Consider the following 25,335-nt stretch of genomic DNA (forward strand, 5'->3'; position numbering starts at 1 on the left):
TGTGGTACAATTTTTTTAGAACAACAGGACTGTGAGTTGAGGAATGATGGAAAATCATAAATATGCAGTTGTCGATATTGAAACAACAGGCCACTCATCAACGAATGGTGACCGTATTATTCAGCTTGCAATTGTATTTATTGAAAATAACAAAATAGTAAACACATATACCACTTTTATCAACCCAGAAAAGCCTATACCATTATTTATACAGGATTTGACTAATATAGCAGATAGAGATGTTCAACATGCACCGATATTTGAAGACATTGGTCCGGAAGTGTTGGATAAACTACAGGATTATATTTTTGTTGCACATAATATTCACTTCGACCTACCATTTCTTCAAAAGGAATTGAAGCGAGTAGGACTTCCAAAATTAGTATGTAAAACAATGGACACGGTAGAATTTACAAAGTTAATGTTTCCAAACCTATATAGCTACAAGCTTCAGGATATTGCAGGTGAGTTAGAAATCGGTTTAGAATCTGCCCATCGAGCGGATGATGATGCCCTTGCTACTGCTCATTTATTGTTAAAATGTATGGACCAATTAACAAAGCTACCACTTAAAACAATTGAGTTATTACATAAGCGATCCTTTCATTTAAAATCTAATTTATCGATTCTATTTTTCGAAGTACTCGTTCGCAAAAGAAAAGAGTTATCTCCAGCTAAATTTCTAACTTTCCGCGGTATTCCGATAAAGGAAACTGCGAAAGAGATACAGTCGGAAACCGAATTAGTTTCATTTCCCCAAACTAAGGAGATGAAAATAGAATTATTTAGCAAGAACATTCCTAACTTTGAAGAACGTGAAGGACAATTCGAGTTAATGGATCAAATTCAAGCGGCTCTAGCTAACGAATCTGAAATAGTTTGTGAAGCCGAAACTGGAATAGGTAAAACACTAGGATACCTATTACCAGCTGTGCTCTATTCATTCAAAATGGAAAAACCGGTTATTATTAGTACATATACCACTCATTTGATAGATCAATTGGTGGGTGGGGAAATTCCTAAGATAAACGCTATCTTAGATACAAATGTAAAGGTTGCAACATTAAAAGGAATGCATCATTATATTGATCTATTTAGCTTTTGGCAGCAGGTACAACTTGAGGATGAGTCATACGATGAAACGTTTACGATTATGCAAATTTTAGTATGGCTGACTTTGACAGAGGATGGAGATCTCACCGAGCTCAATGTCTCTGGAGGTGGTCAACTATTTGTCGATAAAATTAGACGGGGAAGTTTGTCCAATATTAAAGAAGTTGGAGAAAATGATTTCTATGAAAGAGCTCTCCATAAAAGTAATAATTGCCATATTTTAGTTACGAATCACGCAATGGTAATGAACGATCAAGAAAGAAACCAACCCTTACTGACATCTGGTTGTGCAATGATTATCGATGAAGCTCATCAAATGATTCATGCTAGTATGTCTCGTGGTGAACGTATTTTTTCTTATACGAATTGGAAATATGTTTTAGGTCAGTTTGGGACACTTGATACCGAGCAGTTATTGCAAAAGTTGGAGCTTCTACAAGTACCTTTGTCGATGCAAATTCAATTAGAAAAGCAATATGTCGAAACAATTGAGAAGTTTGATCGAGCTATATCGTATGTAATTGATGCTTTCCTTCAAAAAAGTAATAGAAATGGGAAGAGCACAAAAAAGATGATGGCATTGGAGGACCTAGACTTAGAACAAACCATCTTCCGTTCCGTTGCTAATTCTATTCAAGTTTTTATATTCTCGACTAAGTCTATGATTGACTCGTACAGTAAACATGTGGAAGAAGAAAAACTGCAATCATTTATCAATGAATGGCAATATTGGATAAGAGAATTAGCTATTAAAGTAAGTGAATGGGATGAGATCTTCTTACAAAATAGAGGGACTGAGGCGAGATGGCTTGAAGTGGATACAAGAAGTATCCCTGGCAGTCTCACGGTTATAAAACGCCCATTAAATTATCAAGAGGATATAAAGAATGCATTAATGACTCATCGAGAATTGGGAGCGGTTATTTGGACATCTGGCACAATAACTGTACCTTCTAATAGGAATTTCATTACTAAACAGTTGGGCTTAAATTCAGATATTCCTATTTATCAGTATAAAGCTGCTAGTGATTATTATAATGGTGCAGAGCTGCTAATAGTGGAAAATATGCCGGATATTAAACAGGTATCACAGAGCGATTATATCGAAGCAGTTGCAGAAGCTGTTGTACAAACTGTGCTAGTATCGGAAGGGAGATGTTTCGTTTTATTCACCTCCCAAGATATGCTTCGAAAAACGGTGGAATTAATTCAGGATACGAATTTATTGGATGATTACATGCTTTTCGCACAAGGAATGACTTCAGGTAGTAGAATGCGACTATTAAAATCTTTTCAGCGGTTTTCCAAATCAGTTCTATTTGGTACAAATAGTTTTTGGGAGGGGGTAGACGTACCAGGTGATGCACTTTCGGTGATTATTATGGTCCGTTTGCCATTCTCTTCTCCAGATGATCCGCTTTTCAAGAAAAGAGCAGATTTGATAACGAAAAATGGTCAAAATCCATTTTCTGCGTATTCCTTACCTGAAGCGGTTCTGCGTTTTAGACAAGGATTTGGCCGTCTAATCCGATCTTCCGCAGATAAGGGAGTTTTCATCGTTCTCGATAGAAGAATTGAGACAAAGTCATATGGAAGAGACTTTTTACAGGCAATTCCCAATATTCCAGTTAAGAAAGTATCGTTAGAAAATATGGTCTTAGAGCTAGAAAATTGGTATACTAATGAATGATGATTTTAGAAAGCGGGTAGTATTATGGAAAATAAAATTGAAACACTATCGACCGTTGTAGTCGACTACCAATCAGACTTATATAAAATAGTTGATGTATTAAATCGGACTTTAAAAGGTCAGGATTTAATGTTTGGACTTGCTTTAGATAAGCAGGATGAAAATAAAGCGGTTTTCACCATTTATAGGACGTAAAAGATGGTACTAAAAAGATGGTTATTATTTATTGTTATTTTCGCATTTAGTTTAACTTTAGTTTTAAGCTTATTAATTTATTTTCAAGCAAAAAGTCCATTTTCGGATGCAACGGATCAAGCACAAACTTATGCGTTGGAAAAAAAGCTGCTTGCTCACGTTGAAAAGACCTATATTTACAACAATAATTCTACTTTTCTAACAGTAGTTGGAACGACTGCAAAAGGCGAAAAAAAAGCGTATTTTTTACCAGAAAAGCAGTCCGATGAAAAGATTATGGAAGTAAGCTTAGATGAAGGAATATCAGAGCAGCAAGCTGTAGACTTAGCGATGAAGGATATTAAAGACGGTAAGTTATTACATGCTAAACTAGGTGTAGAAGAAATAGGACCAGTGTGGGAAATAACATATGTGAATTCACAAGACAACCTCAATTATGTATATCTGTTATTTGATAATGGGGAATGGTGGAAGCGAATTTCGAATTTATAGTCAAAAATTTTGGAGGGTATTATGAAAAAAATCATGATTAAAGATATGGCCAACCATGTTGGAGAAACAATAAAAATGGGTGCTTGGCTTGCCAATAAACGTTCTAGTGGAAAAATTGCATTTTTACAATTACGTGATGGCTCTGGTTTCGTACAAGGTGTAGTAGTAAAGGAAGAGGTTGGAGAAGAAATTTTCCAAACTGCAAAAGGCTTAACTCAAGAAACTTCTATGTATGTCATTGGTGAAGTGATCAAAGACGAACGTTCTTCTTTTGGATATGAGCTTCAAGTAAAAGAAATTGAGGTAATTCATGCTGCAGTTGATTTTCCTATAACTCCTAAGGAGCATGGTACAGAATTTCTAATGGACAACCGTCATTTATGGTTACGTTCTAGAAAACAGCATGCGATTATGAAAATTCGTAACGAAATTATTCGTGCTACATATGAATTCTTTAATGAAAATGGTTTTGTAAAAATGGATCCACCTATTTTAACGGGTTCATCACCAGAAGGAACTTCCGAATTGTTCCATACTAAATACTTTGACGAGGATGCATATCTTTCTCAATCAGGTCAATTATATATGGAAGCAGCAGCTATGGCACTCGGCAAGGTATTTTCTTTCGGACCAACATTCCGTGCAGAGAAATCTAAAACACGCCGCCACTTAATCGAATTCTGGATGATTGAACCGGAAATGGCTTTTGTTGAATTTGAAGAAAGCTTAGAAGTTCAAGAACAGTATGTTTCATTTATTGCTCAAGCGGTATTGAAAAACTGTACATTAGAATTAGAACGCCTTGGTCGTGATAAGTCTAAATTAGAAAATATTCAAGCACCATTCCCTCGTATTTCATATGATGATGCGATTAAGTTTTTACATGAAAAAGGCTTTGATGATATACAATGGGGAGACGATTTCGGTTCACCACATGAAACAGCCATTGCAGAAAGCTATGACAAACCAGTGTTTATAACACATTATCCAGTGGGCATTAAGCCATTTTATATGCAACCACATCCAGAGCGTGATGACGTAGTTTTATGTGCTGATTTAATCGCTCCAGAAGGTTACGGAGAAGTAATTGGCGGTTCGGAGCGTATTCATGATTATGAATTAATGAAGCAACGTATTGCAGAACATAACTTAGATGAATCTGCGTATGCTTGGTACTTAGAGTTAAGCAAACAAGGTGCTGTACCTCATTCTGGTTTTGGACTAGGATTAGAGCGTACTGTAGCATGGTTTAGTGGAGCAGAGCACGTCCGTGAATCTATTCCGTTCCCACGTTTGTTGAATCGTTTATATCCATAATAAATAAATAGGAATTTTATAGAGAGAAAGGAGTACGAGTATGCAAAAGCGAGATCGTCTCCGTATTTGGACTGAGCAGGGAAATGTAACTATTTCCCAGCTTTTTTTTAGTCACTATAAAGCGATTAACATAAGAGATGAAGAAGCAATTCTTTTATTGCATTTAATCGCCTATGGAGAAGCAGGAAACCATTTCCCAACCCCACAAAACTTAGTAGAACGTACTCATTTTAGTGAGAACAAAGTTGTAACTATTTTGCAACGTCTTATGCAAAAGGGGTTAATACAAATAGAGCAGCATTTAGATCAAAATGGAATACATTATGAATACTATTCCTTCCATCTATTATGGGAGCTATTATTAGATTATATGGAACAGCAACAAAATAATGTAAAAGATCTTCTTAGTAAAGAAGAGGAAGGGGATATATATAAATTATTCGAGCAAGAATTTGGTCGATTATTATCCCCAATGGAATGTGAAACTATTGGTATGTGGTTTGACCAGGACGAACATTCTGCAGCACTTATACGCTTGGCTTTAAAGGAAGCAGTACTTTCACAAAAGCTTAGCCTTCGATATATAGATCGAATTTTATTTGATTGGAAAAAGAAAAATATTAAAACGGTGGAAGCGGCTGAAAATCAATCCGCACAATTTAGACAGCATATTCCTGTCCCAAAAACAGCTGAACAGCAAACTTCCAGTGTAAAGGTGCCGTTTTATAACTGGTTAGAAGAAAGAGAGTAGGTGTAAATTTGCTTACAAAAGCACAGTGGTACTACTGTTTGGATGAAATGGAGAAAATGTTCCCAGATGCCCATTGTGAGTTGGTGCACGACAATCCATTCGAATTATTGGTGGCAACGTTATTATCTGCACAATGTACAGACGTTTTAGTGAATAAAGTGACAAAAGACTTATTTCAAAAATATAAAAAACCTGAGGATTACTTAGCTGTATCCATAGAGGAATTACAGACGGATATTCGTTCCATTGGTCTATTCCGTAATAAGGCTAAAAATATCCAAGCTTTAAGTAAACAGCTAATTGAATTATATAATGGTGAAGTACCACCTGATCGGGATTTACTAACTACTTTTCCGGGAGTTGGGCGTAAAACCGCAAATGTAGTTGTTTCGGTTGCATTCGATATTCCAGCGATTGCAGTAGATACGCATGTGGAAAGAGTCTCTAAACGTTTAGGACTTTGCAGATGGAAAGATTCGGTAATACAGGTTGAAGAGACATTAATGAAAAAAACACCAATGGAGTTATGGTCCAAAACACATCATCAATTAATCTTTTTCGGTAGATATCACTGTAAAGCGCAAAATCCTAATTGTCCGGAATGCCCTCTACTCTCGGTTTGTAGAGAAGGAAAGAAGAGGATGAATAAAATTGTTCCACAGTAATGAGCATTATTTCTACGAATGGGAAACAATTCGTGAAGAGCTTATGGGATTAAGTAGGACAAAAGACATAAAGAAGGTAGAGTTAATGCGAAAGGGTATTGAACTAATAGTTTCTATTCTTGATGAACTAGTGGAAGCAACACCACTTAACTATAAAGAACGCATTAGTTTTATAGAATCTAATATGGAAAGACATGTCTCGCTTGTCCAACTTGATGAGCTTTTTAAAGAAACTAAGAAAAAAATAGCGCGCTTACGAGCACAAAACAGAAACGGTTGAATCTAATGATTCAGCCGTTTTTGTGTAGAATAAGAAAAATACCTTGTGAACACAAGGTCATTTAAATATAAAACTTCTGATTTCCGTTGCAGTTGGGGTCCAAAGGTTAGCTGAGCAATCTCGTATAATCATTATATTACGCAAAAAAAGTAGCAGTTCTTGACTCAAGTCAAGAACTGCTACTTTACTATTGTTTGTTATGGATTCGTACCGGATTCTCCTCCGGTAGTACCACCAGTACCGCCAGTACCGCCAGTACCGCCAGTACCGCCAGTACCGCCAGTACCTCCAGTACCTCCAGTACCTCCAGTGCCACCAGTACCTCCAGTACCTCCAGTGCCACCAGTACCTCCAGTACCACCGGTTCCATCTGTTTCTCCGGTTCCATCTGCTGGAGTATCTGTGGAACCATCGTCAGGATTTTCCGTTCCATCCCCTGAATCTGTTCCGTCTCCATTGTTGCCATTACCATTGCCGTTATTGCCATTATTATTTCCGTTACCATTGTTCGAACCATCCGGATTTTCTGTGTCTGTTTCATCCGGATTTTCTAAATCTTCTTCGACTACAGCATCTAGCGTTAATGATATGGAAACACTGTCACTGCGAATATCGTCTGAAACCGCTGTTACACTGAAGACATATGTGCTTCCCGGTATTAGACTTTGGACGATCAATCCTTGTTGGTTTGTTGTTTGAATTACTTCAGTTGGTCCGTTATCTATCTGTACAGCAACTTCGAATTGAACCTCTGATTCCAGATCTTTCTGTTCAAAGTCCCATGCTAATGTTGCTGTTGAAGTTATTTCATCATAATCTACAGTTAGATTGGATGGAGCATTCAATTCTAGTTGTTCATATTCCTCTGAAACTGTGGTAGGTTCCGTGCCTCTCACAAATAATTCCGTTAACCTTAGTTCATCTGGTGTATAGTCACTAGCTAATTTTAGTGGGTTTGAGCCTTTTTCAATCGTCGCTTCTACAACAGAATTTGGTTTCTTGAACTTTTCATTTGCTCCATCAGCAGAAATGTTAGCCATGACTTCTCGGAAAATATTTTGAGGGAGGTTTCGCTCCTCATTTGTAGTCATAGGCGTTTTCATGTCTGGATATCCCGACCAGACGGAAACAGAATAATCTGTCGTATAGCCAGCAAACCAAACATCAGGGAAGGCGCTGCTCGGAAGATCCCATTTTTCCATATCATCACTGCTATAGTTGGATGTTCCGGATTTACCTGCAATATCTAAACCACTGACTGCAGCACGCTTTCCTGTACCTTTTGTCAGTACATCACGTAATACATCCGTAATCATATAAGCTGTAGAATCCTTCATTACTTCTTTTGCTTTTGGTTTATAATTTTTTTCTGTTTTTCCATCACGATAAACAATCTTGTTTATGGAGTATGGTTCTGTATGGATCCCACTATTTCCAAAGGCAGCATAAGCTCCAGCCAGTTGAATAGGGGACATAGATTTCTTTGTACCACCGATAGCACTACTTTCATATATTTCACCAAGATCAATTCCAAATCGGCTAATAAATTCCTCAGCTTTATCTGGCCCTACTTCTTGGAGGGTTTTAACTGCTGGAACATTTCGAGAATTATATAACGCTTCTCTAAATGTCATAGCACCTCTATATTTTCTATCAAAGTTACGAACTACTTGTTTAGTGCCGGTATACGTAATTTCTTCATCGACAATTGTTTGTCCAGTCGACCATCCTAAATATTCTACTGCTGGAGCATAGTCGATTAACGGCTTGATCGTAGAACCAAGCGATCGTGTTTTCATATCTTGAGCAAAGTTCCATCCTCGATCTGCACCATAATTTCTACCACCGCCGACAGCTGCGATTGCTCCTGTTTTTGTATCTATCACAGCGACTGCGGACTGAATTTTCTCTGTTGGGAACAAATCAGAATTTAACGTTTGTTCTACTTGTTTTTGTGCGTTTGGCTGTAATGTAGTGTGGATAGTAATCCCTTCAGAAATAGCATCCCCATCACCATTTGCTTCTAATTCATTTAATACGATATCGATGAAAGCATCATATTTGGATTCTTGCTTGGCAACTCGTTGGTCCTCTGGCAGTAAACCTTCAGCTATAGGAACAGCTTGAGCTGCTTTCATTTCTTCCTCTGTAATCTTGCCGTGTAAATTCATCAAATGTAGAACGACATTTCTACGTTTTTCTGTAAGATCTGGATTTTTAAACGGATTAAATGCATTTGGACGCTGCGACATACCTGCTAGTACCGCATATTGATCCAGTGTAAGGTCTTTTAAATCTTTTCCATAGAAATGTTGGGCTGCTGTACCGTAGCCGTATATTCTACCAGACATAAGTACCTTATTAAAATACATTTCAAAGATTTCTTCTTTGTCATAGTGTCTTTCTAATTGAATGGAAAGATAGGCTTCCTGTGCTTTACGTTTTAACGTTTTTTCGTTTGTTAGGAAGGAATTCTTTACGACCTGTTGTGTAATTGTACTTGCGCCTTGATCTCCAAAACCATTTGTGATGTTAGCGAGTACTGCTTTTCCTAGACGTAATACATCTACTCCAAAGTGGTCGTAGAAACGAGCATCTTCGGTTGCGATTATAGCATCTTCCATTTGTTTTGGAATTTCCTCATAAGGTACATATTCCCGGCTTTCGGCTCCAACTGTTGCGAAAAGCTCACCATTAGCATCTAACAGTTTTGGACTAATAGGATCTTTTAGCGAAGTTTCATCAAGTTCTGGTGCAGTGCTTGCATAGTATGCGAATAAGGAACCTCCAGCTATAAGTCCAACGACACCAATTATTACAATCGCCATTAATATTCGTTTAATCCATAGTTTTGCTGGTTTTTTAGGCTGTTTCTTTTTTTCTAGTTGTTTTCTTCGTTGTTCACGAGTCATTTTTTGCTCACTCATAAACGTCTCCTCACTTTCAATTTATACGTTCAAGTCATTGATTACTTTTAAATAGTCAATTCTTGGTGCATATTTTGGAATAATCTCTATTGCATGGGATTCCATTTCGGATAATGTAATAGACTTTCTTCCTCCTGTTAGCATTCTATCCCAAAATAACGATAATTGTTCAAAGGGCAAATAAAAATAACGATTTAAAGATGAAAAACGGACAAGGAGAAATGTAATTCCTAGTTGGTTGGAAACCTTTCTCATATGTTCCACTTGATGAAGATGAACATTTTTTAAAGGAAATGCTGTTCTATTTTCCGTTTCTTTCGCTTCAAAGTCAATATATTTACCTTGATATACACCATTAAAGTCAGTTGTGGAAGGTGTCCGATAATATGCTTCTTTAATAACGGCACTACTTCTAGAAGGGTAGTCTACTTTGACGACTTGGATAGGTATAGGCTTTTTATGAATCACAGCTATATCCCGAGCAATATAAAACTCATTTGCATCATTTATTTCATCCTCTAACGTCTTACCCCTATTACTGTAAGAGTAATCCTTTTTTAATGATGTTTTTGTTTTTTTTACTGGAACATATGCTTTACCATTTGGATAATGAATAGCCAAAATAATCACCTCTTTATGCTATTAGTTTATCACAAGTACATTAGACGAGCAGATAATATAGAAGGTTTCATCTCACTAAATGTCGAGTTCGCACTAGTTTTGTCTATTATAAAGATGCTTTGTCAAACAGGAAGGGGAGAAACTAAAATAAGCGAATATACCTCTAAAAAGGAGGAATAATTTATGAACAAAATTGAAAGACTTATAGATCAGCTAGAACTTCTCGAGTTTTTATTGGAAAATCGGTTAAATGATGAGCAGGAAAAATTTGAGGAGGATTTTAGCAAAAACTCCTTTCGACTACTTGGAAGGCTAGAGAAAATTGAAAATAAGCTTTAAAGAATGTACGTTCGCTTAGTGCTGGTAATATAAGTGAGAATTTGCTAATATAGAACTAGAATGCGAGGGATTACTTTGTCATTATTAGAGCTAAGCAACCAATTAATGAAAGAATGCGATGAATGTATTTCGCGATTTCAATTATATAGAGAACTAGATAAAGAACCTGATTTTTTTACTGATGTAAAGCCCCATGCTTACAAAATAGATGAGATTTTAGCCGAATGGGAACAGCTTGTTCGTAAATGGATTCAAGTAAAACGTCCAAAATATGTCCATCCGAGCCAAATTGACTCTTTACTTGAATCTATGAAACAGTTTATCGTGCAATCCTATTATAAGGGAACTAGCAAAAAAAGGTTTCTTTCGTCTGTCCATTCATCCAAGTATACGCTTGAAACCATAGTCCAAGCTATAAAGGAAGTAGGCGATGAGTATGCGTGAAAAAAAGAGTATTCCACAATTATTGGATGCATGGAAAGTGGATGGTAATCGCTTTCCCCAAATTGAACATATTCACACAACAGCAGAAAAAGAAGCAATTTATGCTCCCTTTCCCGATAAAATGCATCAATCTATTCAAAAAGCGCTGAAAAGTCGTGGTGTAAATCAGTTATACATACACCAACGACTTGCTTTTGATGCCGCTTCAGCTGGCAAATCGTATACAACAATAACTCCTACTGCCTCTGGTAAATCACTCTGCTATCATCTTCCTGTTCTTCAGTCGATAATAGAAGATCCAACCTCACGTGCCATTTATTTATTTCCCACTAAAGCATTAGCGCAGGATCAAAAAAGTGATTTAAATAAGTTAATAGAAGCTACTGGGGAAGAAATATTAAGTTATACATATGATGGTGATACCGCACCAGGCATTAGACAAAAAATTCGCAAGTCTGGTCATATAGTGTTAACTAATCCTGACATGTTACATTCTGGGATTTTACCCCATCATACAAAATGGGTGACTCTTTTTGAGAACTTAAAATATATTGTAATTGATGAAATTCATACATATAAGGGAGTATTTGGAAGTCATGTAGCACATGTTATTAGACGCTTGAAGCGGATCTGTGCATATTATGGTAGTAACCCTCAGTTTATCTGTACTTCTGCAACGATTAAAAACCCTAAGGAGCTAGCTGAGAATTTAACCAATAGTGCACATGAATTGATTAGTCAGAATGGTGCACCAGCAGGGAGAAAACATTTTGTTTTTTATAATCCTCCAATTGTTCATCCCGTTTTTAATGTAAGAAGAAGTGCTATTTTAGAAGTAAGAGATTTAGCTCAGGAATTATATATAAATGGTATACAAACAATTGTTTTTGCGAAGAGTCGTGTTCGTGTAGAGATGCTTGTTACCTACTTACAGTCTTTAGTTAGTAAAAAGATTAATGACCAAACGATCCGTGGATACCGAGGCGGTTATTTGCCTTCGGAAAGAAGGACGATCGAAAAAGGATTACGGGATGGGGTTATTCGAACAGTTGTAAGCACGAATGCGTTAGAGTTAGGTGTCGACATTGGGCAGCTACAGGCGTGTATTATGACAGGTTATCCAGGTAACATTGCAAGTGCTTGGCAGCAGGCAGGTAGAGCGGGCAGAAGACAGGATGAAGCACTTATTATTTACGTGGCTCAGTCGACAGCTTTAGATCAATATGTAGTGAAGCATCCGGAATACTTTCTTGGACAATCCCCAGAAGAAGTTAGAATTCATCCAGATAATATGATTATTTTAATGGACCATTTAAAATGTGCCTCATTTGAACTGCCATTTTCTTTGACCGATTCGTATGCCGAATTTTCAATACAGGAATTATTAGCATTTCTTGAGAGTGAAGGGGTTCTTTTAAGAACATCGGAAAAGTGGCATTGGATGTCAGATAGTTTTCCAGCTAGCAATATTAGCTTACGTTCTGCATCTCAGGAGAATGTGATAATCATAGATCAGTCTACTCCAACTAAAACGAGAGTTATTGGTGAAATGGACCAATATAGTGCAATGACATTGCTTCACGAAGAGGCTATTTACTTGCACCAAGGAACTCAATTCCAAGTGGAAATATTAGATTGGGAAGAGAAGAAAGCATTTGTACGTGAAGTCGATGTAGATTATTTTACAGATGCCAACATAGCGATCGAGTTAAAAGTGTTGAGCGAGGATAAAGTAAAAGAAGCTGAAATTGGCATGCTCAGGTTCGGCGACATAATTGTGCTAGCACAGCCAACAATATTTAAAAAGATAAAGTTTGATACGCATGATAATATCGGCTCTGGTCCTATTCACTTGCCTCCAATAGAATTGCACACATCATCTACCTGGTTTAGTTTTGATAAACCGGCAGGCTGGAAGGACACATTACTGTCAGATGCGATGACTGGGGTTTCATACGCTTTACATGCATTTATCCCATTGTTCATTCATTGTGATTCTAAGGATATTCATGTTGTGCCACAAGTCAAATCAATCCATGGAGAAAAGCCTACTTTTTATATGTACGACAGCTACCCAGGTGGAATTGGTCTATCTGAAAGAATGTTTGACCTTTGGAATGACTTAATACCGAGAGTGACCGAACAAGTTGAGGGCTGTACGTGTAAGAGTGGATGTCCGGCGTGCATTGGGGCACAGGATGCAGAGTTGGATTTAAAAGGAGAAGTAATTAAGTTACTTCATTTATTGCAGGTGGATCGCCATGTCGTATGAAAAAAAGCTAATGCAAATGAAGGGTTTAGTAAAAAAGAAACCATTTGCTGACAACATTAAAAAGGAAGAGCTAGAAATGGCGCTTCCCTTTTATGTGGAGCAATGGGAAAATGCAGGTCTAAAATTAATCAAAGAGGAAAAAGGGTTTTACTTCGTAAAGGAAACATTTTATCATTCCAAGCATATACATGGAAATATTGGGCTTAATAAGCTACAACAGGCAAAACAATTTATGCAGGAAGTCTATCCTACTCATCCATTAACTATTGCTAAAAATAGTCCATTTTGTTTTTATGATATCGAAACGACAGGGTTAAAAGGTGCTGGTGTATTAATTTTTTTAAATGGCGTATTGAAAGAAGTGGAGAATGGATTTTTGCTGACACAATATGTACTAGCAGATCCAGGGCAAGAGGTAAGTTTTTTACGAGCAACTGATTTTTGGGAAAACGAACAGACAATCATTACATATAACGGAAAGAGTTTTGATATCCCTCAATTAGTTGCAAGGTGGACGATGAATCGAAATAATCTGCCACGACTAAAACAGCATCACCAAATTGATTTAATGCATTCATCTAAAAGAATTTGGAAGGGTGAATTAGAGCGCTTCAAGCTTAAACAGATGGAGGAAATGAAACTAGGTTTTAGAAGAGAAAACGATATCCCTGGCCATCTTGCTCCAATTATTTATTTTGATGCGGTGAAGAGCGGTAATCCAACGAACTTGATGAAAGTGTTGAAGCATAATGAATGGGATATTTTATCGCTTGTTACGTTATATATCCTTTCGGTAGAATTGCTTCAAGACAAAGAAATAATAGAAACTGCAGCAACATACACGAATATTGGTAGATGGTTTCGTGATTTAAAAACGATGAATGCAAGTCAGGATTGGTTTACTTTTGTTGTAAATAATTTTTCAGATGAAGAGGCAAGTATTGCTTATTATTTCGTTGGTCTCCATTTAAAAAGAGCTGGATTGTTTCAAGACAGTTTGGAAGCTTTTCTTCAAGCTTCAAAAGAGATTTCTGGGAAATATCGTGTAGAGGTATATATCGAGCTTGCCAAGCTATACGAGCATCAATTAAAAAATTTCCCAAAAGCGCTAGAAATAACTCAGCGATGTGTAGAATATGAAGCAAAGCTTAACAAAGACCAGCATTCTCGCTTGAAAAAAGAGCTTATAAAGCGGGAAATAAGACTAATCCGAAAATTAAATATTTCCCGGGAAAGCGCAAAACATAACAAAAAGCGCATATAAATGGCTGAAAATACTCCATTATTCGACAGTGATATGCTATAATACGAGTAGCGAATTGTAGATGGAAGGAAGATACCATATGGAATTTAAACTAAAGGCTTCTGATATATTAGAAAAAGAGTTTAAAACAGGTTTAAGAGGTTATAACCAAGAAGAGGTAGATGTATTTTTAGACGATATTATTCAAGATTACGAGGCATATGAGAAGAGAATAGCTCAACTTCAGTTGGAAAACAAAAAACTGCTAGAACAGTTGGAGGAATTACCAAGGAGAACTCAGGCTGTTGCACCGCAAACAGGGGCAACTAATTTTGATATTTTAAAGCGTCTTTCCCATCTTGAAAAACATGTATTCGGAAGTAAATTGTACGAATAATTATATTAGTTCTGTTATGTTGAATCTCACCGAAATTTCGTATATACTAATGATACCACTTATATATTCGGGCAATCGCTGCAATGCTTGACATTGTAGAGGAAAGTCCATGCTCACACAATTCTGAGATGAATGTAGTGTTCGTGCTTAGTGAAAAAATAAACTAAGGCAGCTAGTTTTAGCTGACGGCGGGATGAAGGCCTAAGTCTTAGGATATGGCTGAAAGTCTCTGAAAGTGCCACAGTGACGGAGCTGTATAGGAAACTATACAGGTGGAACGAGGTAAACCCCACGAGTGAGAAACCCAAATTATGGTAGGGGCATCTTCTTGAAGGAATTGAACGGATAGAAGAACAGATTTATTCTGTAGATAGATGATTGCCATCCACATACGTACGAGGTAATGCACCGTTTGAGTACCGTGGAAACAAAACATGGCTTATTGAGTGTATGAGTGGCTATATTTAATAACTAAGAAGCTCTCCAGAAACGGAGAGCTTTTCTATTACATAAATGATTAATAAAGTACGTTATATGGGAGGGAAGGATTGTGGAAAAACAACAACCACCCGCAAAATTACAGGCATTTCCCGTTGAATTGATGGAACAGATTTTTCAATCGACTGTAGAAGGTATAATGATTACAAATGAGAATATGCAAATAACACATGTAAATAATGCTTTCGAAACAGTAACCGGCTATAAGTCTTCCGAAGTGCTTGGAAAATTTCCAAGTATTTTGCAGTCAGGTAAACAGGATGCGGACTTTTATAAGGTAATGTGGTCCGAAATTCGTACGAAGGGATTTTGGAAGGGCGAAATCTGGAATAGAAGAAAAGATGGAGAGGTATATCCAGAAAATCTCGCAATTTATAGTGTTATTGATGCCACGGGTACACTAACAAATTATTATGGTATCTTTTCAGATATTTCCTTTGAAAAAGAGACTGAAAAAGAACTAGAAGAACTTAGTCAAAATGACTTTTTAACAAATATAGCAAATCGACATGCCTTCCATGAATTACTATTTGACAAGGTAAATTATTCAACTGAAAGTCATGCTATTTTATTTATTGACTTAGATCGTTTTAAACAGATAAACGATACGTTGGGAAATGAAATAGGTGACCTTATTTTAAAAGAGGTTGCAACTCGTATTAACTCGCTTGTTGGTCCAGCTGATATTTTTGGTCGTTATGGCTCTGATGAATTTATATTTTCCAGATCGAATATTGCTTATCAAAAAGACGCTGCAGTTCTCGCTAAGGAAATAACAAAACTCTTCAATAAACCATTTTTTGTATGTGGTTCGGAGGTTTATATTAGCGTAAGTATAGGAATTAGCTTGTTTCCACAAGATGGTAAACAGATTGGGAAGTTAATATACAAAGCGGACAAGGCAATGTATTTTGCTAAACAAAATGGTAGAAACCAATATGCTTTTTATTTTGAGGAATTGAAAAAGGATTCCAAGATAGAAATAATCATGGAAGCAGAGCTAAGAAAAGCTATACAAAAGAAAGACTTTTTCATCCAATACCAGCCTAAGATTGACCTAACAAAACATGAAATTATAGGTGTAGAAGCTTTAGTAAGATGGAAAAATGATCAGTTAGGATTTGTTTCACCAGCTGAGTTTATACCTATTGCTGAGGATACTGGTCTTATAATTCCATTAAGCGAAGTTATTTTAGAAAAAGTTTGTCTGGATATACTAGAAGCAAGATCCCGGGGCAAAATACATATTTTGCCTGTATCTATTAATATTGCTTCGCTCCATTTTCAACAGGATGATTTTATCGAGCGTATAAATTCTATTCTAATGCAGTATAATTGTAGTCCTCAGCTTTTGGAGCTAGAGCTTACAGAACGCACAGTTATGAAGGATTCCGTCGATATAGTAAGTAAACTGGTAAAACTAAAAGGGATGGGATTCAAGATTTCTATAGATGATTTTGGAACTGGATATTCATCCCTAAGTTATTTAAATAGATTTCCGCTCAATTATTTGAAAATTGATAGAAGCTTTGTCCAACAAATTACTAATTTACAAGACAAGCAAGCTATAGTAGAAGCGATCATTTTAATGGCTCATCGTCTGCGTATAAAAGTAATTGCAGAAGGCGTAGAAACTGAGGATCAAGCGAAGCTTTTAAAAGAGATGGGCTGCGATATCATTCAAGGGTTTTATTATAGTAAACCTCTTGCAATTAATGAGCTTTTGGATTTTATAGAGTTATGGGAAATTTATAAACAAGAAAGGAATATATAATGACAACTTTTAAATTAGTAGCAACTTCAGCTATGGGCCTAGAATCCATCGTTGCAGATGAAGTAAAAGCACTAGGATATGAAACTACAACAGAAAACGGCAAGATTTATTTTGAAGGGGACGAGCGTGCAATAGCACGAGCAAATATTTGGTTACGTGTTGCAGACCGAGTGAAGATTGTAGCTGCTCAGTTCCCAGCCAAAACATTTGATGAGCTATTTGAACGTACAAAAGCAATTCAATGGGAAAAATTCTTGCCAGTGGATGCAGCTTTTCCTGTTCAAGGAAAATCAGTCAAATCAACCTTATTCAGTGTTCCAGACTGTCAGGCAATTGTAAAAAAAGCAGTAGTGGAACGCTTAAAATTAGCTCATAAAAGAATCGGTTTTTTAGACGAATCTGGTGCAACATTTAAACTGGAAATTAGTATATTAAAAGATATTGCTACTATAACAATTGATACAAGTGGTGCAGGCCTTCATAAACGTGGATATCGTCACGGCCAAGGGGAAGCTCCATTGAAGGAAACACTTGCAGCAGCTTTAGTGAAAATTTCAAAATGGAGTCCCAACCGACCATTTGTAGACCCTTTTTGCGGTTCTGGTACTATTCCGATTGAAGCAGCAATGATTGGACAAAACATTGCACCAGGCTTTAATCGTGACTTCCATAGTGAAGCATGGCCCTGGATGCCAAAAACAATTTGGGAAGAAGTGCGTAACGAAGCGGAATCATTAGCTAATTATGACCAAGAACTTCAAATTATTGGATCAGATATTGATCATAAAATGGTCCAAATTGCTGAGCAAAATGCATTTGAATCTGGATTTGCCGATTTAATCACATTTAAACAAATGCATGCAAAGGATTTTACTACTACTTTGACGGATGGAGTAATGGTCAGTAACCCACCTTACGGAGAACGTATTGGTGAAGTGGAAGTAATTGAGCAGGTAATTAGTGAACTAGGTCATTTGATGGACAAATATCCATCGTGGTCCGTATATATGTTGTCATCTATGGAAAACTTTGAGAATGTATACGGTAAAAGAGCAACCAAAAAGCGCAAATTATTTAATGGATTTATTCGAACGGATTACTATCAGTTCTGGGGTAAACGTTCATAACAGGAAGGGAGACTCGTTTCTCCCTTGCTGTTATATTATTATTTAAGGGAGTTTTTAGATGAAACAAGCTTTACCATTCCAACTATCAAAAGACCGTTCTTTCTTCGAATCATTAGGAGATTGGATGGGTGATGTCTTGTATGATGAATTACCTGAAAAAGGTTTTGAATGTCGTGATGAACAAATTTTCATGGCCTATCAGATTGAAAAGACGTTAAAAGAGAAAAATGTACTATTTGCAGAAGCAGGAGTAGGTACGGGTAAAACAATTGCTTATTTACTTCCTGCTATTTCGTATGCTCGTTATACGGGAAAACCAGCATTGATCGCATGCGCAGATGAAACGTTAATTGAACAGCTAGTTAAAGAAGCCGGAGATATTTTTAAGCTTCAAAACTATTTGGATATTAAAATCGATGTACGATTAGCAAAATCTCGTGATCAATATTTATGTTTGAAACGACTAGAAGAAGCACAAAAAGATGATGAGAATGAATACTTTTTAGAAGAAATTGAAGACCAAGTGCCTGATTTTGTTTATGCACATTCATCTATGCAAAAAATTTATCCATATGGGGAACGCAGTCAATTTGCTGGTGTAAGCGATGAGGATTGGCAAAAAGTCAACTATCATCCTACCCAACAATGTATGGTATGTGATTTGCGAAATCGATGTGGCCAAACAATTCACCGTCAGCATTATCGTGAGTCTACAGACTTAATCATTTGTTCGCATGAATTTTTAATGGAGCATATTTGGACAAAAGAATCGCGTGTTAGAGAAGGTCAAATGCCCTTATTGCCTGAAGTTTCAATGGCTGTTTTAGATGAAGGCCATTTACTTGAATTTGCTGCTCAAAAAGCATTAACATATGAAATTCAAAGTGAAACACTTATTCGATTATTAGAAAAAGTAATGGTCGATGGTGTAAGAGAAAAAACGTTAAATTTGATGGAAGTATTGCAAGAATTACATGATAATATTTTCGGATTATTACGCATTGGCAGTGATATGGAAGAAACTGACCGTATGAAGGTGGATAAATCTCCTGAGTTAATGCAATTATGTAAACAGGCTATTAAAGTAACAGATAGCTTACTTGAGGAATTTGTATTTGAGTCGGAGTTATTTACAATTCCTGAGTATGAGTTACGGATGGTGGAAGAATTTTTAGAGCAATATACATTCTCTCTTCGTTTATTTACCGAAAAAGGCGATGGCATTGAATGGTTAGAAATTATTGATGGTTATGAAACGTTAATCATTATGCCTAGATTGGTAACTGATATCTTGCATGAGAAATTATTTACTTCTAAAATTCCGATTGTCTTTTCATCTGCTACTTTATCAATCGAAAAAGACTTTACGTATATTGCGGATTCATTAGGAATTGAAAAATTCCAATCGTTCTCCGTTGCATCACCATTTGATTATGATGAAGTAATGAAGATATATGCCATGAAAATGGAACAGCAGGAGAAACCTTATCATGTGGAAAACTTGTTAAAAGACTCGATGCAAACACTTATTTTGTTTAAATCCAAAGCAGCAATGGCATCGTTTAGAGCAACTATAGGAGATAGAAATGATATTGTCTTTGAAGGTGATCGTGAACTATCTACCATTGTTAAAGAATTCCAAAACGGTGAGTACTCGACTTTATGTTCTTATCACCTTTGGGAAGGTTTGGACTTACCATTAGAAGCTTTAACAAGAGTAATTATTTACGATATGCCACTTCCTCCGGTAGATCCATTATTTGATGCAAAACGATCTTTCTCTAACAATCCATTTGAGGAAGTAGAATTGCCATTTATGCTACTAAGATTGCAACAGGGTATTGGACGATTAATCCGTACATCTAGTGATTATGGGGAAATTCATTTATTGTTAAATGAAGAGGAAGCACAGCTAGAAAACAGATTTACAGGGGTATTACCTACATCTATTTCTAAATGATACTAGGGGGAAAAGAAATGTCAGTAGAACAAAATTTTTTAGATTATGTTAAAAAGATTGGTGCTTATCAAGAAGCATTAGGGGTGCTTTATTGGGATATGCGTACCGGGGCGCCGAAAAAGGGAATCGATCAGCGGTCAGAAGTTGTTGGGGTACTTGCAACGGATGTATTTAATTTATCGACTTCAGAAGAACTAAAAGGATTACTTGACGAAATGGAATTGGAGTTAGATTCGGTTAACGAAGTAACTAAACGTGTTTTTGAAGAAGTTAAAAAGGAATATAATTTAAGTAAAAAAATTCCTTCAGATGAGTATAAAAAGTTTGTCGTGCTTCAGTCTAAATCAGAATCTGTGTGGGAAGAAGCGAAAGCTAAAAATGATTGGTCCATGTTTCAACCCTATTTACATGAAATGGTAACAACTTTGAAGAAGTTTGTGGAGTATTGGGGAGTAACAGATAACAATCCATACAATGTGCTGTTAGATCAATACGAGCCAGGGATGACAACAGAAATTCTAGATGGTGTTTTTAGTGAATTAAGAGAAAAAATTGTCTCTTTACTAAAGCGTATTTCTGAATCACCAAATCAGCCAAATACAGATTTCCTGTTCAAATCTTTTGATAAACAGAAACAAGAGTCCTTTAGTTTAGATATACTTAAACAGCTAGGCTATGATTTCGATGCGGGAAGACTGGATGAAACAGTACATCCATTTGCAACGGGCTTAAATAGAGGTGACGTACGAATCACGACTAAATATGATGAGTTCGATTTCCGTTCTGCTGTGTTCGGTACTATACATGAATGTGGTCATGCAATATACGAGCAAAATGTTGCAGAGGAGTTAACAGGAACACCTTTAGCAGGTGGAGCTTCCATGGGTATTCATGAATCCCAATCATTATTTTATGAAAATTTTGTTGGGCGTAATCTAAAGTTCTGGGAACAAAACTATGAAAAGCTACAAAGTTACTCTCCTGAACAATTTGGAGAAGTTCCGATGGAAGATTTTCTCCGTGCGATCAACGAAGTCAAACCATCTTTAATCCGTATCGAAGCAGATGAGCTAACATATGCGCTTCATATTATGATTCGTTATGAAATCGAAAAAGGATTGTTTAACGGAGATTTAAAGGTAGAAGACTTGCCAGACATTTGGAATTCCAAATATGAAGAATATTTAGGTGTTAGACCATCTACAAATGCAGAAGGCATTCTGCAGGATGTGCACTGGGCAGGTGCAAGTTTTGGTTATTTCCCATCCTATGCACTAGGCTATATTTATGCATCTCAGTTTAAGGCAGCGATGCTAAAAGATATACCACAGTTTGATAGTTTGCTGGAACAAGGTGATTTGAGACCTATTAAGGAATGGCTTACAGAAAATGTACATCAGTACGGAGCGCTTAAAAAGCCTTTGGATATTCTTAAAGCGGCAACAGGTGAAGGACTTAACGGTAAATACCTAGCAGATTATTTAGAAGAGAAGTATACAAAAGTTTATAAGCTTTAAACAATAAAAATGGTTAGTCTTGACATAAGTCTCGACTAACCATTTTTCAATTTTACTACCAGAATTTATATCCTTTTGAGCCTGGAGGGGCATTTTGGATCATTTCAATCACGGGAACTGTATAAGCAAACAAGATTAAAGCTATACAAATTGTTAACCAAATTTTCCAATTTTCCAACCACATTGGCGACTTTTCTGCATGCTCTGAAACCTCACCAATAGGGAACTCTGTTTCCCCTTTAGGAGCAAAGAATAGTAGATTCACAACAATATAAAGTATTAAAATAATACCTACGAAAAGAATTGTTCCACCAACTGCTTGTGCAATTTGGTACGGAATCCAATCAGTTGCTTGTGCTGCCCCACCATAAGTAGAGAAGTCAGAGCGGCGAGGTGCTCCCATCAGACCTACAATATGCATTGCAGCTGACATAATAGTCATACCGACTGCCCAAACAATCCCTTGAATAATAGCTAATTTGTTCATTTGTTTTGTCAGCACTCTACCAGTTAAATGAGGTAGTAACCAGTAAGATGCCCCAAAGAAAGTTAGGACTACAGTTGTTGCTACTGTTAAATGGAAATGACCAGTTACCCAGATCGTATTATGAATTAACTGATTCATCTGGTGAGATGCGTTAATAATACCACCAGCACCAGCAGGTACAAACGCGGCCATCCCGATGAATGGAACTGTAAATCTAGCATCATTCCACGGAAGTTTTTTAAACCAGCCAAATAATCCTTTAGCACCAAGCTGTCTTCCACGTAATTCGAATGATGCAAACATTGAAAATGCTGTTAATAGGGAAGGAATAACAACCATCATTGTTAATACTACTTGTAAGAACTTCCAGAAGGACTGAATCCCTGGTTCTGTTAACTGATGATGGAACCCAACCGGAATAGAGAATAGCAAGAATAGCATGAAAGAAAGTCTAGCTAAAGCATCAGAGAAAATTTTTCCTCCAATAATTTTTGGAATGACTACGTACCAAACCATATATGCTGGTAATAACCAGAAGTATACTAATGGATGACCGAAATACCAGAATAATGTACGAGAAAGCAATACATCGACTTTATCTACCCATCCTAAAGACCACGGTATAAGCTGGAATACTACTTCTACAGCTACCCCTAAAGTACATATTTGCCACATAGCCATGTTGACAACAACCATAAACGATAAAAGGGGACTAGGTTGACCGGGATTCGCTTTACGCCATTCAATGTACTTCATAAATAATGCAATACCAACAATCCAAGATCCTACAACTACTAATGCCATTCCCACATAAAAAATCCAATGTGCTTGAAGAGGGGCGTAGAATGTATACAATACAGAAGCTTCATTTAATAAAACCATTGTTGCAGCCGCAACCGTACCGATAGTCATTACCCAGAAACCAATCCAACCGAGTAAGCGTTGTTTGTCTGTAAACGTACCAGAAGTTCTGCTCATTGCAGCGATTTGGAAACCAAGTATAAAATATGTTGTTAAAATAAGACCTAATAAAACACCATGAACAGTTAAAACTTGATAGTATCCAATGCCCCAAGGGAGTGTAAATTTACCAGAGCGTACTAACACTTGTAGTAATCCACAAAGACCTCCGATGAATAATGCGATAAATGCAACATACATATTAGCAAGAGCTAATTTACCATCGCGACGATCAACTATAGTGAAACCTAATGCTTTTTCTTTAATTGTTGTCATTTACTCCACCACCTTTAGCATAGACGTCATAGAAGAATGTCCTACGCCACAATATTCATTACATAAGATTAAAAACTCTCCAGCTTTGTCTACTGTTGTTACGTACTCCGAAACATAACCTGGTTCAAGAATCATATTAATATTTGTTCCTGCAACTTGAAATCCATGAACAACGTCTTTAGTTGTTGATATGAACTTTACAGTGGAACCTAATGGTACTTCAATCTCAGGTGGATTATAGAAAAAGGCAGAAGCTACTAGAACTACTTCATAATCCCATTCTTTTCCTTCTACTTTATGAACCCCAGGATTATTAAAAGGTGCTATTTCATCAACTCGCTCTGGATCAATGTAGACCTTACCTGTTGGGGGATGTGAACCATAGTGGAATGCACTAAAACCAACTATAACTAAAAATAATACCAGCGAGCTAATCCCAAAAGTTAGCCACCACTTTTCATACTTATGAATATGCATAAGTCCTTAACCTCCAATTAAATTAAAATCTGTCTATGAATAAGTAAAATGCCATGAACCAAGTAACTAATATAAATATGCCAACTAAACCAACTGAATAAAGAGTACCTTTTAAATCAGAATCTTTTTCTTTCTTTTTCGACATTTACTTACACCTCCTCTTATTCAACTTGTATAATTCCATAATAAATATATTAGTAGTGAGAAGATGTGATAAAAATCACAGTCACGCATGTAAACTGTGAATTATATGTGAAATGTGGTCGTTATCTAGGGTAATTTCAAAATTAGAATCATTTTTAAAAATAAAAAAAGAACCTTCCTTCTAATAGGAGGTTCTATTTCTTATTCATCTATAGTTAAAATAATTGTCATTGCACCTATATTTTCAATCACTACAGGTAATTTAAATGCATGTTGAAAGCCAAATAAACGCGTAGAACCCACAATAACAGTAGGGGGAGTTATATCAACTTGAACTCCATTACTTGCAACCGATGTACATATATTTCCAGCGATCATATTCCCGAGCTCGCCAGTAAAGGACTCGAGCATTTCACCTTCTAATGGCATACCAAACATAGTTGCACCAATAGCAGAGAAGCTTTCAGCTGTAGAGTCAATAATTATTCTTCCTTTAATATCACCGATAATTCCAATAAGTACACCCATTTCTTTTTGCTCAAATGGTTGCACCATCAAGGAAGGGGGTTTTATATCCATTGAGATTGGTATAACTGATTTAAGAGATTGGATTGTCCCATTTAAAACTGTTTGAATATGTTTAGAAGTACTCATTTTTCCCCTCCATCTAGTATAGATGTAACAATTTTATCATGTAAGATAGGAAAAAAGAATAGATTTTGTAGAATTATGAAATTTATTGTGTTATCATATGAATGAGAATGAATATCAAATTCAGTTGAGAGGATGATTTATATGTTAGCTATTATTATTGGTTCATCCATTGTATTGTATGGTGGAGTAACAGCATATATTTTAAAATCTACCGCACCTAAGGCTAAAATAATATAAAAAACCAAGCTGACTCCATTTGTGAAAACAAATAGGGTCATTTTTTTTTGCAGAAAAGAAAGTATATGAGAACTGGGATCAAGTTACCTTTTAGAATAAAAAACACTACGGATTTCCGTTTGAGAGTTAATCAAAAATGCACTAACCTTTTGCATAGAGTTGAATGAGGGCGATGGAAAGATAAACTCCAAAAGATTAACGCAATAAGGAATGCATGTCGTGAGGTTAGGCACGACAAGAAAGTATATAAAGATATAGCGTTCCATGTTCAATACAATAGTTTTACATTGACCACAGATTTTGGTTTTTTTTACTATTCCAACCAACATGTTCATTTTTCCAACTAATTCTAAAAAAATTCCAACTGTAGCCTTCAAAATTCCAACTAAACTGCCTAAAATTCCAACTAAGGCTTCAATCCCTTCCAAAAAAGAATTATAATTTCTCTTTTAGTTAGTAAATCCATACTGAATCGAAG

The 25,335-nt window shown here is 36.4% G+C and carries 22 protein-coding genes and 1 other RNA gene; 17 read left to right on the plus strand and 6 right to left on the minus strand.

All coding sequences use genetic code 11. The annotated features are described in order from the left end of the window. Positions 1-46: 46 nt before the first annotated feature. The 7 genes from dinG to BLR36_RS06355 are packed head-to-tail and all read left to right on the plus strand — an operon-like array spanning position 47 to position 6,503. Positions 47-2,803: an ATP-dependent DNA helicase DinG gene (gene dinG, locus BLR36_RS06325; RefSeq protein ID WP_371326703.1), complete on the plus strand. Its 2,757-nt coding sequence runs from the start codon at positions 47-49 to the stop codon at positions 2,801-2,803. A gap of 24 nt (positions 2,804-2,827) precedes the next feature. Next, a complete protein-coding gene (locus tag BLR36_RS06330; RefSeq protein WP_093060894.1) occupies positions 2,828-2,998 on the plus strand; it encodes a YpmA family protein in 171 nt (56 codons plus the stop codon). A gap of 3 nt (positions 2,999-3,001) precedes the next feature. Beyond that, positions 3,002-3,490, plus strand: coding sequence for a cell wall elongation regulator TseB-like domain-containing protein (locus tag BLR36_RS06335; RefSeq protein ID WP_093060895.1), 489 nt, complete (start codon positions 3,002-3,004; stop codon positions 3,488-3,490). A 21-nt stretch (positions 3,491-3,511) separates the two neighbouring features. Further along, complete coding sequence (asnS, locus tag BLR36_RS06340; protein WP_093060896.1) at positions 3,512-4,807, plus strand: asparagine--tRNA ligase; 1,296 nt, start codon at positions 3,512-3,514, stop codon at positions 4,805-4,807. Positions 4,808-4,847: 40 nt separating this feature from the next. Next, positions 4,848-5,558 (plus strand): DnaD domain-containing protein, encoded by a 711-nt coding sequence (locus BLR36_RS06345; protein WP_093060897.1) that lies wholly within the window; start codon positions 4,848-4,850, stop codon positions 5,556-5,558. Between the two features lie 8 nt (positions 5,559-5,566). Continuing rightward, entirely contained in the window at positions 5,567-6,223 is a 657-nt protein-coding gene (gene nth / locus BLR36_RS06350; RefSeq protein WP_093060898.1) for an endonuclease III, read from the plus strand. Further along, positions 6,210-6,503 carry a YpoC family protein gene (locus BLR36_RS06355; protein WP_093060899.1) on the plus strand — a complete coding sequence of 98 codons (294 nt, stop codon included), beginning with the start codon at positions 6,210-6,212 and terminating at the stop codon, positions 6,501-6,503. Before nth ends, BLR36_RS06355 begins: the two co-directional genes overlap by 14 nt. A gap of 197 nt (positions 6,504-6,700) precedes the next feature. Here BLR36_RS06355 and BLR36_RS06360 read toward each other — a convergent pair whose 3' ends face one another. Both BLR36_RS06360 and recU read right to left on the minus strand, forming a co-directional pair. Further along, positions 6,701-9,430, minus strand: coding sequence for a PBP1A family penicillin-binding protein (locus BLR36_RS06360; RefSeq protein WP_093060900.1), 2,730 nt, complete (start codon positions 9,428-9,430; stop codon positions 6,701-6,703). Positions 9,431-9,451: 21 nt separating this feature from the next. After that, the gene (recU, locus tag BLR36_RS06365) at positions 9,452-10,051 is read right to left on the minus strand and encodes a Holliday junction resolvase RecU (RefSeq protein ID WP_093060901.1); all 600 of its coding nucleotides are present in this window, start codon (positions 10,049-10,051) and stop codon (positions 9,452-9,454) included. A 183-nt stretch (positions 10,052-10,234) separates the two neighbouring features. Here recU and BLR36_RS18755 point away from each other — a divergent pair, with 183 nt between their 5' ends. From BLR36_RS18755 to BLR36_RS06410, 10 genes are all read left to right on the plus strand, one after another. Further along, positions 10,235-10,390 (plus strand): hypothetical protein, encoded by a 156-nt coding sequence (locus BLR36_RS18755; protein WP_175453992.1) that lies wholly within the window; start codon positions 10,235-10,237, stop codon positions 10,388-10,390. Positions 10,391-10,465: 75 nt separating this feature from the next. Beyond that, positions 10,466-10,834: a YppE family protein gene (locus BLR36_RS06370; protein WP_093060902.1), complete on the plus strand. Its 369-nt coding sequence runs from the start codon at positions 10,466-10,468 to the stop codon at positions 10,832-10,834. Further along, a complete protein-coding gene (locus BLR36_RS06375; RefSeq protein WP_093061247.1) occupies positions 10,827-13,106 on the plus strand; it encodes a DEAD/DEAH box helicase in 2,280 nt (759 codons plus the stop codon). Before BLR36_RS06370 ends, BLR36_RS06375 begins: the two co-directional genes overlap by 8 nt. Beyond that, positions 13,096-14,370 (plus strand): ribonuclease H-like domain-containing protein, encoded by a 1,275-nt coding sequence (locus tag BLR36_RS06380; protein ID WP_093060903.1) that lies wholly within the window; start codon positions 13,096-13,098, stop codon positions 14,368-14,370. The genes BLR36_RS06375 and BLR36_RS06380 overlap by 11 nt, the downstream gene beginning before the upstream one ends. Before the next feature lie 79 nt (positions 14,371-14,449). Beyond that, entirely contained in the window at positions 14,450-14,746 is a 297-nt protein-coding gene (gene gpsB, locus BLR36_RS06385) for a cell division regulator GpsB (protein WP_093060904.1), read from the plus strand. 63 nt (positions 14,747-14,809) lie between these two features. Further along, positions 14,810-15,193: RNase P RNA component class B (gene rnpB / locus BLR36_RS06390), an RNA gene on the plus strand. Positions 15,194-15,296: 103 nt separating this feature from the next. Next, positions 15,297-17,018 carry a putative bifunctional diguanylate cyclase/phosphodiesterase gene (locus BLR36_RS06395; protein WP_254771343.1) on the plus strand — a complete coding sequence of 574 codons (1,722 nt, stop codon included), beginning with the start codon at positions 15,297-15,299 and terminating at the stop codon, positions 17,016-17,018. Continuing rightward, a complete protein-coding gene (locus BLR36_RS06400; protein ID WP_093060905.1) occupies positions 17,018-18,145 on the plus strand; it encodes a THUMP domain-containing class I SAM-dependent RNA methyltransferase in 1,128 nt (375 codons plus the stop codon). The genes BLR36_RS06395 and BLR36_RS06400 overlap by 1 nt, the downstream gene beginning before the upstream one ends. 58 nt (positions 18,146-18,203) lie before the next feature. Then, the gene (locus BLR36_RS06405; protein ID WP_093060906.1) at positions 18,204-20,105 is read left to right on the plus strand and encodes an ATP-dependent DNA helicase; all 1,902 of its coding nucleotides are present in this window, start codon (positions 18,204-18,206) and stop codon (positions 20,103-20,105) included. Positions 20,106-20,122: 17 nt separating this feature from the next. Next, positions 20,123-21,622, plus strand: a complete 1,500-nt coding sequence (locus tag BLR36_RS06410) for a carboxypeptidase M32 (protein ID WP_093060907.1) — start codon at positions 20,123-20,125, stop codon at positions 21,620-21,622. Positions 21,623-21,677: 55 nt separating this feature from the next. Here the strand turns inward: BLR36_RS06410 and BLR36_RS06415 are convergent, their stop codons facing one another. The 4 genes from BLR36_RS06415 to BLR36_RS06430 form a co-directional block, all read right to left on the minus strand. Further along, complete coding sequence (locus tag BLR36_RS06415) at positions 21,678-23,345, minus strand: b(o/a)3-type cytochrome-c oxidase subunit 1 (RefSeq protein ID WP_093060908.1); 1,668 nt, start codon at positions 23,343-23,345, stop codon at positions 21,678-21,680. Further along, complete coding sequence (locus BLR36_RS06420) at positions 23,346-23,822, minus strand: cupredoxin domain-containing protein (RefSeq protein ID WP_093060909.1); 477 nt, start codon at positions 23,820-23,822, stop codon at positions 23,346-23,348. It lies immediately after the preceding gene. A gap of 22 nt (positions 23,823-23,844) precedes the next feature. Next, the gene (locus tag BLR36_RS06425; protein ID WP_093060910.1) at positions 23,845-23,967 is read right to left on the minus strand and encodes a cytochrome c oxidase subunit 2A; all 123 of its coding nucleotides are present in this window, start codon (positions 23,965-23,967) and stop codon (positions 23,845-23,847) included. Positions 23,968-24,167: 200 nt separating this feature from the next. Next, a complete protein-coding gene (locus BLR36_RS06430) occupies positions 24,168-24,620 on the minus strand; it encodes a chemotaxis protein CheX (protein ID WP_093060911.1) in 453 nt (150 codons plus the stop codon). Positions 24,621-25,335 lie beyond the last annotated feature (715 nt).

Origin of the sequence: Psychrobacillus sp. OK028, assembly GCF_900103605.1 — a bacterium.
Classification (GTDB): Bacteria; Bacillota; Bacilli; order Bacillales_A; family Planococcaceae; genus Psychrobacillus.

Excerpts from the sequence above, each read along its gene's own strand:
- BLR36_RS06380 (WP_093060903.1), top strand. The coding sequence starts at position 13,096 with ATGTCGTATGAAAAAAAGCTAATGCAAATGAAGGGTTTAGTAAAAAAG.
- asnS (WP_093060896.1), top strand. The coding sequence starts at position 3,512 with ATGAAAAAAATCATGATTAAAGATATGGCCAACCATGTTGGAGAAACA.
- BLR36_RS06405 (WP_093060906.1), top strand. The coding sequence starts at position 18,204 with ATGAAACAAGCTTTACCATTCCAACTATCAAAAGACCGTTCTTTCTTC.
- BLR36_RS06360 (WP_093060900.1), bottom strand. The coding sequence starts at position 9,430 with ATGAGTGAGCAAAAAATGACTCGTGAACAACGAAGAAAACAACTAGAA.
- dinG (WP_371326703.1), top strand. The coding sequence starts at position 47 with ATGGAAAATCATAAATATGCAGTTGTCGATATTGAAACAACAGGCCAC.
- BLR36_RS06375 (WP_093061247.1), top strand. The coding sequence starts at position 10,827 with ATGCGTGAAAAAAAGAGTATTCCACAATTATTGGATGCATGGAAAGTG.
- BLR36_RS18755 (WP_175453992.1), top strand. The coding sequence starts at position 10,235 with ATGAACAAAATTGAAAGACTTATAGATCAGCTAGAACTTCTCGAGTTT.
- BLR36_RS06400 (WP_093060905.1), top strand. The coding sequence starts at position 17,018 with ATGACAACTTTTAAATTAGTAGCAACTTCAGCTATGGGCCTAGAATCC.
- gpsB (WP_093060904.1), top strand. The coding sequence starts at position 14,450 with ATGGAATTTAAACTAAAGGCTTCTGATATATTAGAAAAAGAGTTTAAA.
- BLR36_RS06415 (WP_093060908.1), bottom strand. The coding sequence starts at position 23,345 with ATGACAACAATTAAAGAAAAAGCATTAGGTTTCACTATAGTTGATCGT.
- BLR36_RS06410 (WP_093060907.1), top strand. The coding sequence starts at position 20,123 with ATGTCAGTAGAACAAAATTTTTTAGATTATGTTAAAAAGATTGGTGCT.
- BLR36_RS06345 (WP_093060897.1), top strand. The coding sequence starts at position 4,848 with ATGCAAAAGCGAGATCGTCTCCGTATTTGGACTGAGCAGGGAAATGTA.
- BLR36_RS06420 (WP_093060909.1), bottom strand. The coding sequence starts at position 23,822 with ATGCATATTCATAAGTATGAAAAGTGGTGGCTAACTTTTGGGATTAGC.
- BLR36_RS06335 (WP_093060895.1), top strand. The coding sequence starts at position 3,002 with ATGGTACTAAAAAGATGGTTATTATTTATTGTTATTTTCGCATTTAGT.
- BLR36_RS06425 (WP_093060910.1), bottom strand. The coding sequence starts at position 23,967 with ATGTCGAAAAAGAAAGAAAAAGATTCTGATTTAAAAGGTACTCTTTAT.
- BLR36_RS06330 (WP_093060894.1), top strand. The coding sequence starts at position 2,828 with ATGGAAAATAAAATTGAAACACTATCGACCGTTGTAGTCGACTACCAA.
- BLR36_RS06430 (WP_093060911.1), bottom strand. The coding sequence starts at position 24,620 with ATGAGTACTTCTAAACATATTCAAACAGTTTTAAATGGGACAATCCAA.